Origin of the sequence: Halorientalis pallida, from assembly GCF_049605515.1 — an archaeon.
Classification (GTDB): Archaea; Halobacteriota; Halobacteria; order Halobacteriales; family Haloarculaceae; genus Halorientalis; species Halorientalis pallida_A.
In genome coordinates this window covers 253,932-266,882 of sequence record NZ_CP187158.1, presented here as the reverse complement: position 1 = coordinate 266,882, position 12,951 = coordinate 253,932, and the positions used below count along the sequence as shown (strand labels likewise).

Annotated in this window: 14 protein-coding genes and 1 tRNA gene; 7 read left to right on the top strand and 8 right to left on the bottom strand. The window is 67.8% G+C overall.

The annotated features are described in order from the left end of the window. Positions 1–61 precede the first annotated feature (61 nt). From ACOZ4N_RS02905 to ACOZ4N_RS02885, 5 genes are all read left to right on the top strand, one after another. Positions 62–1,366 carry a 5'-deoxyadenosine deaminase gene (locus ACOZ4N_RS02905; protein WP_424018442.1) on the top strand — a complete coding sequence of 435 codons (1,305 nt, stop codon included), beginning with the start codon at positions 62–64 and terminating at the stop codon, positions 1,364–1,366. Positions 1,367–1,432: 66 nt separating this feature from the next. Continuing rightward, positions 1,433–1,537 (top strand) — tRNA-OTHER (locus ACOZ4N_RS02900). A 298-nt stretch (positions 1,538–1,835) separates the two neighbouring features. Next, positions 1,836–3,017 (top strand): bifunctional sugar-1-phosphate nucleotidylyltransferase/acetyltransferase, encoded by a 1,182-nt coding sequence (gene glmU / locus ACOZ4N_RS02895; protein WP_424018441.1) that lies wholly within the window; start codon positions 1,836–1,838, stop codon positions 3,015–3,017. A 221-nt stretch (positions 3,018–3,238) separates the two neighbouring features. Then, positions 3,239–4,090, top strand: a complete 852-nt coding sequence (locus ACOZ4N_RS02890) for an SDR family oxidoreductase (RefSeq protein WP_424018440.1) — start codon at positions 3,239–3,241, stop codon at positions 4,088–4,090. An 89-nt stretch (positions 4,091–4,179) separates the two neighbouring features. Further along, positions 4,180–4,368 (top strand): DUF7576 family protein, encoded by a 189-nt coding sequence (locus ACOZ4N_RS02885; protein WP_424018439.1) that lies wholly within the window; start codon positions 4,180–4,182, stop codon positions 4,366–4,368. A 103-nt stretch (positions 4,369–4,471) separates the two neighbouring features. On the opposite strand, the gene ACOZ4N_RS02880 is transcribed toward ACOZ4N_RS02885, so the two are convergent. From ACOZ4N_RS02880 to ACOZ4N_RS02850, 7 genes are all read right to left on the bottom strand, one after another. Beyond that, positions 4,472–5,758 carry a D-arabinono-1,4-lactone oxidase gene (locus ACOZ4N_RS02880; RefSeq protein ID WP_424018438.1) on the bottom strand — a complete coding sequence of 429 codons (1,287 nt, stop codon included), beginning with the start codon at positions 5,756–5,758 and terminating at the stop codon, positions 4,472–4,474. 57 nt (positions 5,759–5,815) lie between these two features. Next, the gene (locus tag ACOZ4N_RS02875) at positions 5,816–6,997 is read right to left on the bottom strand and encodes an alanine racemase (RefSeq protein ID WP_424018437.1); all 1,182 of its coding nucleotides are present in this window, start codon (positions 6,995–6,997) and stop codon (positions 5,816–5,818) included. Between the two features lie 113 nt (positions 6,998–7,110). Beyond that, positions 7,111–7,545 carry a cyclic nucleotide-binding/CBS domain-containing protein gene (locus tag ACOZ4N_RS02870; RefSeq protein ID WP_424018436.1) on the bottom strand — a complete coding sequence of 145 codons (435 nt, stop codon included), beginning with the start codon at positions 7,543–7,545 and terminating at the stop codon, positions 7,111–7,113. 96 nt (positions 7,546–7,641) lie between these two features. Further along, complete coding sequence (locus ACOZ4N_RS02865; protein WP_424018435.1) at positions 7,642–8,205, bottom strand: hypothetical protein; 564 nt, start codon at positions 8,203–8,205, stop codon at positions 7,642–7,644. 80 nt (positions 8,206–8,285) lie between these two features. After that, on the bottom strand, positions 8,286–8,870 hold the full coding sequence (locus ACOZ4N_RS02860; protein ID WP_424018434.1) for a hypothetical protein: 585 nt from the start codon (positions 8,868–8,870) through the stop codon (positions 8,286–8,288). Between the two features lie 94 nt (positions 8,871–8,964). Further along, complete coding sequence (nirK, locus tag ACOZ4N_RS02855) at positions 8,965–10,092, bottom strand: copper-containing nitrite reductase (RefSeq protein ID WP_424018433.1); 1,128 nt, start codon at positions 10,090–10,092, stop codon at positions 8,965–8,967. A gap of 161 nt (positions 10,093–10,253) precedes the next feature. Further along, entirely contained in the window at positions 10,254–10,658 is a 405-nt protein-coding gene (locus ACOZ4N_RS02850) for a MoaD/ThiS family protein (RefSeq protein ID WP_424018432.1), read from the bottom strand. 131 nt (positions 10,659–10,789) lie between these two features. Between ACOZ4N_RS02850 and ACOZ4N_RS02845 the strand changes: the two genes are divergently transcribed. Together ACOZ4N_RS02845 and ACOZ4N_RS02840 are read left to right on the top strand one after the other, a co-directional pair. Beyond that, positions 10,790–11,098 carry a CGCGG family rSAM-modified RiPP protein gene (locus tag ACOZ4N_RS02845; protein ID WP_424018431.1) on the top strand — a complete coding sequence of 103 codons (309 nt, stop codon included), beginning with the start codon at positions 10,790–10,792 and terminating at the stop codon, positions 11,096–11,098. Positions 11,099–11,159: 61 nt separating this feature from the next. Beyond that, a complete protein-coding gene (locus ACOZ4N_RS02840; protein WP_424018429.1) occupies positions 11,160–12,242 on the top strand; it encodes a TIGR04053 family radical SAM/SPASM domain-containing protein in 1,083 nt (360 codons plus the stop codon). Here ACOZ4N_RS02840 and ACOZ4N_RS02835 read toward each other — a convergent pair. Further along, a complete protein-coding gene (locus ACOZ4N_RS02835; protein WP_424018427.1) occupies positions 12,239–12,904 on the bottom strand; it encodes a helix-turn-helix domain-containing protein in 666 nt (221 codons plus the stop codon). The genes ACOZ4N_RS02840 and ACOZ4N_RS02835 overlap by 4 nt on opposite strands. Positions 12,905–12,951 lie beyond the last annotated feature (47 nt).

Here is a 12,951-nt window from a genome sequence, read left to right as displayed (position 1 = left end):
CCGGCGAACGGTTGGGTCTGTCGGGAGCTTTTTGCCCGGGACTGCCGAACGTGTGTGCGAGATGTTACTGTCGGGAACGGTCGTCGTGGACGCCGAGACGGTCGTCGAGGGTGGCGCGGTCGTCGTCGACGGCGACCGGATCGAGGCGGTGGGATCGGCAAGCGACCTCGGAGAACGCTATCCAGACCACGAGTCCCGGGAGTACGACATCATCGCGCCGGGACTCGTCGGCGGACACGTCCACTCCGTCCAGTCGCTCGGCCGCGGCATCGCCGACGACACCGACCTCCTGGAGTGGCTCACCGATCACGTTCTCCCGATGGAGGCGACACTGGACACCGAGGGCATGGAACTCGCGGCCGAGGTCGGCTATCTGGAGGCCATCGAGTCCGGCACGACGACGGTGATCGACCACCTGTCGGTCCACCACGCGGATCGAGCGTTCGAGGCGGCCGCCGACCTGGGCATCCGCGCCCGGATGGGAAAGGTGCTGATGGACCGGGACGCGCCCGCCGGACTGCGGGAGTCCGCCGACGGGGCGCTGGCCGAGAGCGAGCGACTGATCGAGCGCTATCACGACACCTGCGGCGGGCGCATCCAGTACGCCGTCACGCCGCGGTTCGCGATCAGTTGCACCGAGGCCTGCCTCCGTGGCGCGCGCGAGCTGGCCGACGCGCACGAGGGAGTCCGGCTCCACACCCACGCCAGCGAGAACCGGAGCGAGGTCGAACGGATCGAGGGGGAGACCGGCATGCGAAACGTCGAGTGGCTCCACGAGGTGGGGCTGACCGGCGAGGACGTGGTGCTGGCCCACTGCGTCTGGACCGACGGGCGCGAGCGGGAGATCCTGGCCGAGACCGGGACGCACGTCACCCACTGCCCGTCGGCGAACATGAAACTCGCCTCCGGGGTCGCCCCGGTCGCGGACTACCTCGACCGCGGCATCAACGTCGCGCTGGGCAACGACGGGCCGCCCTGCAACAACACGCTCGACCCGTTCACCGAGATGCGGCAGGCCAGCCTGCTGGGGAAGGTGGACGCGCTCGATCCGACGACTCTGCCCGCCCGGACGGTGTTCGCGATGGCGACGGCAAACGGGGCGAAAGCCGCCGGCTTCGAACGTGTCGGCCGACTCCGCGAAGGCTGGAGAGCGGACGTGATCGGCCTGCGGACCGACCGGATGCGGGCGGTTCCGATCCACGACGTCTACTCCCACCTCGTGTTCTCGGCGCACGGCGACGACGTGGCGTTCACGATGGTCGACGGCGACGTGCTGTACGAGGACGGCGACCACGTCGGCGTCGACGCGGCGGCGGTCAGGGAGCGGGCCCGCGGGTACGAGCTGGATGGCGCGGTCGGCGAGTGAGAACACCGGGCGATTTCGGGGGCACCGTAGGGTTCATACCGCTCGGAAACCAATCAATTAGCGCTTGGAAGGGTGGCTCAGTGGTAGAGCGCCGATGGTTGGACATGCCAGAAATCCGGCTATCGGTCAACCCGCAATGGGCTTCGCGTGGTTCAAATCCCGCCCCTTCCGTCCAGCGATTCATCCGACGAGGCGTGCCAACGCCGAGTCACAACTGAATCGCTGGGCGGTCTCCGGGATTTGAACGAGGCCAGTCGCAGCCCGGAACGACCGAGCGGAGCGAGGTCGGATGCCCGGACCGTCTGGACGTTGTTCAAATCCCGCCCCTTCCGTTCACACCGGACATTTCTCGTGAGGCGCGCCAGCGCCGAGCGATGCGTCCGGCCCTGGGGAGTTCGCGATAAGAATGCGGGTCCTACGCTGGCCAACAGCCGGTAGGGCTATGTGGGAGCCAGCGGCAGGGCCGAACATGCAGGCTGTGATCCTCGCCGCGGGAGAGGGGACGCGGATGCGTCCGCTGACGGCGTCGCTGCCGAAACCGATGTTGCCGGTCGCCGACCGGCCGCTCTGTGCGCACACTGCCGACGCCGCGGTGGAGGCCGGGGTCGACGAACTCGTCTTCGTCGTCGGCTACGAACAGGCGGTCGTCCGGGACCACTTCGGCGAGCGCTACCGGGGCGTGCCGGTGTCGTACGCCGTCCAGGAGGAGCAACTCGGGACGGCCCACGCGGTGCAAGCCGCCGAGGACCACATCGACGGGGCGTTCGCTGTCCTGAACGGCGACGACCTCTACGATCCGGCGGCGCTCTCGTCGCTGTTCTCCGGCGGCCCCGCGGTCGGCACGTACGCCGTCGAGGACCCGACACCCTACGGCGTCTTCGACGTGCAGGACGGCACCGTCACGGACATCGAGGAGAAACCGACGGAGCCGCCCTCCAATCTGGTCAACGTCGGCGCGTACGTCTTCCCCGCCGAGGCGCGGGACTGGCTGGACGTGCCGATGAGCGAGCGCGGCGAACACGAGATCACGGACGTGCTGGAGCGGGTGATCGGCGAGTTCGACGTGCGGACGGTCGCGGTCGAACGCTGGCTCGGCGTCGGCCGCCCGTGGGAACTGCTGGAAGCCAACGAGTGGAAACTCGACGACCTCGAACCCGCGGTCAGGGGCGACGTGAGCGAGGCCGCCGAACTCCGCGGCCCGGTCGTGGTCGAGGAGGGTGCAACGGTCGAACCGGGCGTCGTGATCGAGGGGCCCGCACTGCTCCGTAGCGGTGCGGACGTGGGTCCGAACGCGTACGTTCGGGGCTCGACACTGCTCTGTGAAGACACCCACGTCGGCAACGGCGTCGAGATCAAAAACAGCGTCGTCATGCAGGGGACGAACGTGCCCCACCTGTCCTACGTCGGCGACAGCGTCCTCGGACGGGACGTGAACTTCGGCGCGGGGACCCAGGTGGCGAACCTCCGGCACGACGACGAGGAAGTGAAACTGACGGTCAAAGGCGAGCGGGTCTCGACCGGCCGGCGGAAGTTCGGCGTCGTGGCCGGCGACGGGGCCAAGACTGGCATCAACACGAGCCTGAGTCCCGGGGTGACGCTCTCGCCCGGGGCGACGACGAAACCGGGCGAATCGGTCACGCGCGATCGCTGACTCAGGGCACCGCACCGACCGCCAGCGCGACGGAGAGGGCGGCGACAGCGAGACTCACGAGCCAGACGACGAGGCGTTTTGCGTTGGCGACGACCGAGGGCATGGTCGTCTGTTAGTGGCCCGGGACTTAATTTCACGCCGTTCGGTCGCGGTCCACCGCTTCCCGTAGCGACCGCCGTTGCAGGAATTATATGAGGTATGCCAGAGTGGAACAGTCACGGATGATCGAGACACCAGACCTGAGCGGTCAGACGGCGTTCATCACCGGAACCACCCGCGGCATCGGCAAGGCGCTCGCACTCGAACTCGCCGAGGCCGGCTGTAACATCGTCTCGACGGGCAAGACCGTCGACGACTCCGACACCGATCTGGAGGGGACGATCCACAAGACCGCGGAGGAGTGTGCCGAGAAAGGCGTCGACACCCACGCGATCCAGCTGAACGTGCGGGACGAGGACGCCGTCGAAGCCGCCGTCGAGGAGGCCATCGAGGAGATGGGCGAGATCAACATCGTCATCAACAACGCCAGCGCGATCCAGATGGCGAACGTCGAGCAGATGCCGGCCAACCGCTACGACCTCATGAACGAGGTCAACGTGCGTGGCACCTACCTGGTCTCCCGCGCGTTCATCGACCACCTCAAGGACACCGAGGAGGACGCGTGGCTCCTGACGAACGCGCCGCCGGTCGAGATCGACCGCTCGCCCGGCAAGGCCGCCTACTCGTGGTCGAAGATGGGGATGTCGTTCATCACGCTCTCGCTGGCCCAGGAACTGGGCGGCTACGACATCGGCTGTAACTCCTTCTGGCCGGTCACCGCCATCGACACGCGTGCGACCCGCTACTTCGGCATGGGCACCGAGGACGACTGGCGGACCCCCCAGATCGTCGCCGACACCGTCATGGAGATCCTCTCGCGGGACCCCGCCGAGTTCACCGGCAACGCGGTGTACGACGAGGAACTGCTCTCCGAGGCCGGCGTCACCGACTTCAGCGAGTACAACCTCACCGAGGGCGACCCCGCACCGATGTCGGCCCAGATGTTCGATCCCGAGTACGAACGCTCGATCTGACGAGCCCGACGGAGAGGCCGCCGCTTTCTGGCCTCGTCGCTCGGCGGCGATATGTGGGATTAAGTACGTCGGTTGCACAGGTACACTCAATGGTCGATCCGACATCGGATATCGGCGAGGACGTATCGGAGGACGACGCGCCCGTCTGTGAGACGTGTGGGGATGTTGTCGTCGACGAACCGGACCATCGTGTCATCACGTGGATCGAAGACGAGCAGGTGCAGTCGGCGCACTTCTGTAACGAGTCGTGCCGGATGGACTGGGACGGCGACCAGTAGACGCTCTCTCGGGGGACGGTCCGTTCTGGCGGTCTTTCTATCGAGGCCCTGTGCGGGGATGCGTCGGTAGCGCGACGGTGACCGGCTCAACTCGACGGCCAGTTCACTGTCCGAACAACCGGTCGAGGTGGTCGTTCAGGAACAGGCGGCCGGGATCACACTCCTCGCGAACGCGCCGGAAGGTGTCCCACTCCGGGTACAGGTCCGGACCGTCCGTGGCGTCGAGCGAGTGGAGTTTGCCCCAGTGGGGTCGGCCGTCGCGTTCCCGGAGTATCGACGCGGCGGCCTCGAAGTACCGGTCGTGGGGCTTGCGGTGGTACTTGTGGACGGCGACGAAGCCGGATTCGCGGCCGTAGGCGGGGCTGAGCGGGATGTCGTCGCCGGCGGTGTATCGAACTTCGACCGGGAAGGTGACCGGTTCGTCGTGTCGCTCGATCCAGCGCTTTAGCTCCCGGATCGCGGGCGCGATCTCGTCGGCCGGAATGCTCCACTCGCTCTCGGCGAACCGGACCGTCCGGTCGTGGGCGAACAGTTCGTGGCTCGGGCCGACGGCGCGGTCCGGCGAGAACGACCACGCGGCCACCCTGGTCGCGTACGGCGCGGTCGACGGGAACCGCGTCGAGAGTCGGCACAGCCCCTCCCACGCGAGGTTCTCGACCCGACTGTCGAAGTCGCCGCCCGTCCCGGTCCGCTCGGCGTCGGTCCGGTTCATCGTCTTGACGAAGGCCGTCTCCGTGTGCGGGAACCAGAAGAACTCGAAGTGGCGGTTCTCCGAGCGAAGTTCGGGGAGCCTGTCGAGACAGACTTCGAGCGCCATCGGCCGTGTCCGGAGTTCGAGGTCGTACGCGGGCACCACGTCCAGCGTGACCGTCGAGATGACGCCGAGCGCGCCCAGCGAGACCTGTGCGGCCCGGAACAGGTCTGGCCGCTCGTCGGGTGAACACTCGACGACGGTCCCGTCGGCGGTGATGAGGCCCATGCGAGCGACCTGCGTGGAGAGGATGCCCAGATCGCTCCCCGTGCCGTGGGTGCCGGTACTGATCGCCCCCGCGACGGTCTGGTCGTCGATGTCGCCGAGGTTCTCCATCGCCAGCCCGTAGTCGGCCAGTTCGCTCGACAGGTCCGAGAGCGGCGTCCCGGCGCGGACGGTCACCTGCTGGGCCGCTTCGTCGATAGCGACGATACCGGTGTAGTTCTCCAGCGAGACCAGCACGTCGCCGCTGGGGACGACCGGCGGGAACGAGTGGGCCGAGCCCGCGACACGGAGCGTGCCCGCCCCTGGCCCCAGGCCGGCGACCAGTTCGCGCAGTTCCTCCTCGGAGGCGGGCGTCTCCCAGTGCTGTGGGTGACACGACGCCGTCCCGGCCCAGTTGCGCCACTCACTGCTCATCGCGACCCTCCCGCTCGGCCCCAGGTCGTTCGTCGGTCTCGGCTGTCGGTGTGGTGGTTACATGAAACATGTCCCGTCACCTCGGTAGGTGGGTACCGTCTCGACGACCGCGCCGTCGGCGACGACCGCCATCGAGGCGAAGTTGCGACACAGTTCGCCGGCCTTCGCGTGGCGGCAGACGACCGGATCGCCCAGCGAGAGCGACCCGTCGTACTCGACCGGCGTCTGGACCTCGCCCGCGCCTTCGGTGTCGGTCAACGCGGCGTCCCGGGGGCGCGCGACGGTCGGCGTCTTGTCGGAGCCGGCGGGACCGGACGCGACGTAGCCGCCGCCGCGGCAGGTGTAGACGCCGTCGGCTGGTCGGCGGACGACCTCGATCGCGTACCCCGCCGCCGGCGTGTGCTGGAAGTCGTCGTAGTGATCGAACAGCGTCGGCGCGTAGAACCCGGAGCCGACGGTCACTTCCGTGACGGCTGGGTCGTCGGTCGTGTACGCCAGACTCCCGGTCCCGCCGCCGTTGACGAACCGGAGGTCGTGTCCACGGTCGGCCAGCGCGTCGACGATTGCCCCGCGGCGGTCGGCGACGGCGCGTTTCGACCGTTCTTTCAGCAGGCGGACGGCCGCGTCGACCGCCGCGTTGTTCGCGGGATTCCGATCCGGGAGGCCGGCGATCTGGCCCTCGTATCCCATCACCCCGTCGAGTCGGACGCCGTCGGTTCGCTCGATAGCGTCGGCCACCGCCAGTGCGTCGGCGGGCGTCCGAACGTCCGAACGGCGCGTGCCGAAGAACACGCCCAGATGCTCGCTCGACATGTCCACGTCGAGACAGAGCGGGACCTCGACGCCGGCCGCGGCGGCCACTTCGCCGGCGCGTTCGACGTGGGCCGCGCTGTCGACCATGAGCGTGATCGTCGTCCCCGACTCGACCGCCTCGCAGACGGACCGCAGTTCCGACCGTTGATAGACCGGATACGCCACGAGCAGGTCCTCGAACCCCCGGGCCGCCAGATGTGCGGCCTCCTGGCCGTGGTAGCACATGACGCCGCGCAACCCGTCGTGATCGAGGACGTACTCCATGATCGCCCGACATCGCAGTGACTTCGAGGCGATCCGAACGGGAAGCGAGCCGGCGCGTGACTGCACCTGCTCGACGTTCCGGTCCAGCGCGTCACGGTCCACGAACGCCAGCGGGAACTCCCGGTCGGCGAACACCTGCCGATAGTAGTCGTACTCTCGCATTCCGGCACCCACATCCTTGCGGATGGGTCACAACCCAGGGGATAGCGGGTATAGTTTCGGGGCCACTGATGAGGACAATTAAGACGCGGCGGCGGTCGGCGTCGGGTTGGTGGTTACTCGAACTCGCCGTCGGAGACGTCTTCCTCGGTCTGTCCGGCCATCTCCAGGCGGTGGTGGGGCAGGAAGTGTGCCAGGTCCGTCGTCGTGACGATGCCGACGGGCTTGCCGCCCTCGGTGACGGGCAACTTCTTGACGCCGTTGTTGCCCATGCGGTCGCCGGCGTTCTCGACGGTGTCGTCGGGCCGGATGGTCACGACCGGTTCGGACATCAACTGGCCGACGGTCGTGTCAGCCGGGTCCTTGCCCTGCCCGATGGACTTGACCACGTCGTACTCGGTGATGATGCCGTCGATGGGGTCCTCGCCGATGATGAGTGACCCGACGCCCTCCTCCGCGAACACACGCGCCACCTCTTCGACGGTCGCGTCCTTCCCGACCGTCTGGACCGGAGAGCTCATGATCTCGCTGACTGGCGTTTCGTCTGCCATAGCTGTACGTGGGCGGTCGTACGCCGCACTCTTAAGAGTAGCCCTCGACCGCCCGAACCGGGCGAGGGGAGCCCGATATACGCTCGCCTGGCGACCTCACTGACTGAGGCGCTCGCGCAGCTCCTCCATCTGGGTCTGGAGCTGTTCGAACCCGTCGAACGGCGTGCCGTCGGTCTCCTGCTGGAGCTTTTCGAGCTGTTCTTCGGTCTGTTCGAGGAAGGAGAGGGTCTGTTCTTCGAGGTCCTCGTGGGCCTGGCGAAGCTGTTCGACCTGCTGGTCGACCGACTCGACGTAGGACTCTGCGGCCGACTCGGCGTTGTCGAAGCCGGCCTCGGTGAACTCAAGCGCCTGCTCGTTGGCTTGCTGGGTCGCCTCCTCGGCGGCGTCGAACTGCTGGTCGATGGCCTCCCGGATCTGGTCGAAGTCCGTCTCGTCCTCGGGGACCATCCCCTCGATGGCGTCGAGGGTGCTGTGGATGGCCTCGCGCGTCATCTCCGAGCCGCGTTCGGACGCCTCGGCACCGCCTTCGACTCCGCTCAGCATCGCCTCGTTGAGCCGTTGCTGGAACTCGATGCCCTGCTGCATGGCCTTCTGGCTCCGTTCGAGCGCCTGCCGCTGGAGTTCGAACGCCTGGCTCACCGGATTATTGTCGTTTGCCATGTGCCGAGTGTCGATAGCCAGCCGTTTGAAGGCTAGTGATACGAAACTGGCAGTTCGGCCTCGCCCGATCACCCCCGAAATCAGTCGGCCGGCCCGGCCTCGTAGCCGGCCAATCGGGCGTGCATCGCCTCGAGGTCCCCCTGGAGCGTCGACAGCTGGCGGCGGAAATCGGCCACCTGCTCGGCTTTCTCGTCCTCGTCGAGGGACTCGACGTACTCGCGCAGTCGCGCTTCGAGCGCCTCGTGTTTGGCCAGCAAGACGTTGAGCCGGCGGTTGAGCGCGAGCAACAGCGACCGAAGCCCGCGCTCGTACCGGTCGAATCCCGCGTCGGCGGCGTCGACGAGTCGCTGGCCGGCGGTCTCGTTCGCACTCACGAGGGCGTCGAGCGGTCGCTCGACGAGTCGCCGGAGCGGGCCCGACTGGTCGGCGGCCGGGTCGCCGCGGAGCGCGTCGTCGAGCCAGCCGGCTCCGTCACGTACGGCGTCGGCACAGAACTCGACGACCGCCTCGCGTGTGGCCGCCTCCGCCTGCAGGCCGGCCAGCACCGCGTCGTCGATCTGGCGCTGGAAAACGAGTCCGTTCCACACAGCCATGCGGCCCTCACGGACGGCCGTCCGCTGGAGACCGAACGTCCGACCGAGCGCGTCGGCCTCGTGGTGTGACATATCACACCACAGTGTTTGGGGACGGATTAACTCTGGTGTCTAACACACCGAACGATATCGAGGGTCGAAACGGGAAGCCCGGTCCCGCAGTCGGTCACTCGTAGATGGGGCCTTCGTGGCTGGACCCCTTCGCGTCGGGGTCGTAGATCCGGTCGTTCTCGCTCCCGTTCACGTCGACTTCGGCGAGCAGGCCCTTCCGGGCGACCCGGGAGAGGGCGTGGTCGACGAGCTTGATCCGTTCGGGGACCGGCGTCTCCATCTCGCCGATCATACAGCTTCCCGGCGGGACCTTCATCGTCTGGATGTTCCTGTCCGCGTAGCCGGCGAAGTCGCCGTCCTCGGGGAGGCCGCCGTCGCGGTAGGCCTCGCTCCAGACGTTCCCGATGGGGTGGAAGTTACTGGAGAGGTTCGGGCCGCCGTCGACCAGGAACACCCGCACGCGGTCGCCCTGGTCGACGCCGACGGGGCCGTACCGTGCGGCCGCCCAGGCGTACTTCTCGCCGTTGAGGACCACGTACGTGGGGTTCTCGTCGGCCATCGCCTCGAAGTCGAACTTGTGGTGGCCCTCCTCGCCGGTGTCCTTGTCCGTGTACAGTTCGTGCTGGCCGAGGTACAGCTCCTGATCCACCTCGGGGAGTCCCTGCTTCGGCTCGACCAGGATCATCCCGAACATCCCGGCGCTGATGTGGTAGTCCAGGTTCGGGACGGCACAGTGGTAGATGAAGGCTCCGGGGTAGCGAGCCTGGAACCGCATCGAGTTCTCGCTGCCGGGGTTGGCCGTCGTCGCCACCGCACCGCCGCCGGTCCCGTAGACTGCGTGGAGGTCGACGTTGTGGGCCATCGCGTTGTCCGGCAGGTTGTCGAGGGTGAGTTCGACGGTGTCGCCCTGCCTGACGCGGATCATCGGGCCGGGGATCTGCCCGTCGAAGGTCATGTAGTCGAACGTGACGCCGGGTTCGATCTCGGCGGTCACCTCCTCGACTTCCAGCGTCACCTCGTGGGTCTTCGGGGACGACCAGTCGACGGGGTCGGGGAGGTCGGTCGGGTCCGCTGCCACCCGGTCCGCGTCGGTCTCGGCCGATCCGCCGGACTGGGCGGGGGTGGAGTCAGTCGCCGTCTCGGTCACCGATGGGGCCTCGTTCCCGGCACAGCCGGCGATGGTCGCCGCCGCGCCGCTGATCCCGAGGGCCTGCAGCCACTTCCGCCGCGTGGAGTCGAACATTGTGAGTCACCGTACATGTAGTCGTATCGGGCCGACGGGGATAAAGCGCGAAGTGCGTTCCTGCGGCGTGAGAAGCCTTCTCAGCCGGTAAGAACGGACTCGGGAAAACGCGAATCGGTTCGGATCGTTTATACCATCGCCGGGCCGAGAGTTCGGATTCCTCAGAGACAGAACATGAACGGGTAGACGAGCGCGACCCGGTCCCCGTCGTCGAGACGGGTGTCGAGACCCTCCAGTGACTCGTTGAACCGGCCGTTGACGAGTACTCGTGCGTACGCGCGAGTCTGTTCACCCTCGGGATTCGCGTTCCACGTCCCGGGCACGTCCTCGTCCACGGGTGCCCAGCCACGGGTGGTCGCCTCCGCCTCCGTCTCGGCGATGAGCATGTCGGCCACGTCGTACTCGTCGAAGAAGGCGTCGAGGAACGCCCGTAGCGTCGTCCCGGTAAAGGTAAACTCCAGTCGCGGCTGGCCAACGGCCGACCGGACGTGCCCGGTGCAGTTCACCGTCACCGTCGTCAGTCGCTCGTCGCTCCCGGTCTCGGACCCGACGGCTGTCCCTGGCATGGACACAAGTATTCAGGCGCCATCCCAAAACCCAGTGCCGAACACGTTCGTGTCGGCCGCCGAGTACGTTCGTGGAGACGAACATGTTCGCCAGAGATGGTTCGGGGGAGCGATGTCAACATGAACCCGAGATGACTGTCTCACACGATTCGGTCGAGCCGGTGACGGAGTCGACCCACGACAACTCCTGGTCGGCGAATCTGGAGAAGCCCCACCACGCCGAGGACCGGGAGCTGGTGGTCGCGCAGGCCCGCGACGCCGTCGACCACACGGTGGCGGGCAACCACGTCAACCTCGTGACCCACGGCGACCACGGCCACCCAGAGACGTACCTCTACGACGAACTCGACGCGGCCTACGGTGACGCCGTGGATTACGAGTACGTCGAGCAGTGTGGCTGTGGCGGCCACGTGACCCGCGTCCACGTCCGCGAGCAGTGACCGTTCCCGGGCGGTGGGAATCCTGCCCGCAGTTACGACGATCCGACGACCACCCCAACCTATGAACCGAGACCTCGACACGAGCCGACGGCCCCTGGTGTTGATCTGGGAAGTCACGCAGGCCTGTGAACTCGCCTGCGAACACTGCCGGGCCGACGCACAGTCGATGCGTCACCCCGACGAACTCACGACCGACGAGGGGAAGGCTCTCCTCGATTCGGCCCGGGAGTTCGCCGAGAACCAGCTCGTCGTCCTCTCCGGGGGCGACCCGTGCAAGCGATCCGACCTCACCGAACTGGTCCGCTACGGGTCAGAGCAGGGGCTGAGTATGTCTCTGACGCCCAGCGGCACCGACGAGTTGACCGCCGACGTACTGGACGACCTGTCGGCGGCCGGCCTCCGCCGGATCGCGCTCAGCCTCGACGGCGGCGACGCCGAGAGTCACGACGCCTTCCGCGGGGAGACCGGGAGCTTCGCGGCGACGGTGGACGCGGCCGAGGCCGCCCGCGATGCGGGCCTCCCGCTCCAGATCAACACGACGGTCTGTGCGGAGACGGTCGAACAACTGCCCGAGATCCGCGACCGCGTTCGCGAACTGGGCGCGGTGCTGTGGAGCGTCTTCTTCCTCGTTCCGGTCGGCCGCGGCCAGTTGCTCGACCCCATCGCCCCCGAACGAGCCGACCGCGTGATGGACTGGCTGGCCGAGACCGCCGACGAGGAACCGTTCGGCGTCAAGACGACCGAGGCACCGCACTACCGCCGCGTGAAGCTCCAGCGTCGTGCGGCGGACGGAGACGGGAGCGCCGACGCCGGACTCCAGCGACGGGGCGGCATCGTCGCCGGCGACGGCTTCGCGTTCGTGAGCCACACCGGCGACGTGTATCCCTCGGGCTTCCTGCCCGAATCGGCCGGCAACGTCCGGGAGGACGACCTCGTGGACTGCTATCGGAACTCGGACCTGTTCACCGCGCTCCGGGACCGTGATCGGCTCTCGGGGAAGTGCGGGGCCTGCGAGTTCCGGCACGTCTGTGGCGGGAGTCGGTCCCGGGCGTACGCGACCACCGGCGATCCGCTGGCGAGCGACCCGCTCTGCCCCCACGTCCCCGAGGGGTTCGATGCGGGTGAGGGGGCGACGGGCGACTAGAGCGACTCGCGGGCGACGGGTCCGAGGACTTTCTGCTGGGCGGCGGCGAGGTGTTCCGCGAGCGTCGACGGCGAGATGCCGAGTTCGCCGGCCACTTCCTCGGCGTTGGCCCCTTTCGGGTAGTCGAAGTAGCCCATCTCGTAGGCGGTCGCCAGGACCTCGCGCTGGCGCTCGGTCAGCCGCCCGGTGTCGACGGAGACGAAGCCGTTGCCGACGAGTTCGCCCGACTGGCTGAGGTTGCGGACGGCCACGTCGTCGAACCGCTCGCGGGCGGCGGCGACGATCTCGCGCACCCGGTCGGGATCCGGTGCGTAGAACACCAGGTACAGCGTCCCGTCGACGGCGTGCACGTCGCTGACCGGACAGCCGTAGCTCTCGACCAGATCCGCCAGACAGGTCTCGGCCTCGCACTGACAGCGGTACCGGACGCCCTCGTCGGTCCGGAACACCGGGTCGCCGTCGACGCCGTCGGCCGCCGAGTCGCTCTGGACCGTGAACTCCGTGCTGGTACTCGTCTGTGACCCGCAACTGGTCCGGGCGACCGAGTCGACCCGGGCCCCGGAATCGGTCGACGCGGCCGCGAGCGGACACTCACAGGGTCGCGTGATGGCGAGGGTCACCCTGACACCGGCCTGGATGGGGTCGGGTTCGGTCGTGCTCATACCTGCACGTTCACAGCCCCACGTCAAAACCGGCGGGCGACGTTCTC

Coding starts and splice junctions, on each gene's coding strand:
- ACOZ4N_RS02905 (WP_424018442.1), top strand. CDS start 62: ATGTTACTGTCGGGAACGGTCGTCGTGGACGCCGAGACGGTCGTCGAG.
- glmU (WP_424018441.1), top strand. CDS start 1,836: ATGCAGGCTGTGATCCTCGCCGCGGGAGAGGGGACGCGGATGCGTCCG.
- ACOZ4N_RS02890 (WP_424018440.1), top strand. CDS start 3,239: ATGATCGAGACACCAGACCTGAGCGGTCAGACGGCGTTCATCACCGGA.
- ACOZ4N_RS02885 (WP_424018439.1), top strand. CDS start 4,180: ATGGTCGATCCGACATCGGATATCGGCGAGGACGTATCGGAGGACGAC.
- ACOZ4N_RS02880 (WP_424018438.1), bottom strand. CDS start 5,758: ATGAGCAGTGAGTGGCGCAACTGGGCCGGGACGGCGTCGTGTCACCCA.
- ACOZ4N_RS02875 (WP_424018437.1), bottom strand. CDS start 6,997: ATGCGAGAGTACGACTACTATCGGCAGGTGTTCGCCGACCGGGAGTTC.
- ACOZ4N_RS02870 (WP_424018436.1), bottom strand. CDS start 7,545: ATGGCAGACGAAACGCCAGTCAGCGAGATCATGAGCTCTCCGGTCCAG.
- ACOZ4N_RS02865 (WP_424018435.1), bottom strand. CDS start 8,205: ATGGCAAACGACAATAATCCGGTGAGCCAGGCGTTCGAACTCCAGCGG.
- ACOZ4N_RS02860 (WP_424018434.1), bottom strand. CDS start 8,870: ATGTCACACCACGAGGCCGACGCGCTCGGTCGGACGTTCGGTCTCCAG.
- nirK (WP_424018433.1), bottom strand. CDS start 10,092: ATGTTCGACTCCACGCGGCGGAAGTGGCTGCAGGCCCTCGGGATCAGC.
- ACOZ4N_RS02850 (WP_424018432.1), bottom strand. CDS start 10,658: ATGCCAGGGACAGCCGTCGGGTCCGAGACCGGGAGCGACGAGCGACTG.
- ACOZ4N_RS02845 (WP_424018431.1), top strand. CDS start 10,790: ATGACTGTCTCACACGATTCGGTCGAGCCGGTGACGGAGTCGACCCAC.
- ACOZ4N_RS02840 (WP_424018429.1), top strand. CDS start 11,160: ATGAACCGAGACCTCGACACGAGCCGACGGCCCCTGGTGTTGATCTGG.
- ACOZ4N_RS02835 (WP_424018427.1), bottom strand. CDS start 12,904: ATGAGCACGACCGAACCCGACCCCATCCAGGCCGGTGTCAGGGTGACC.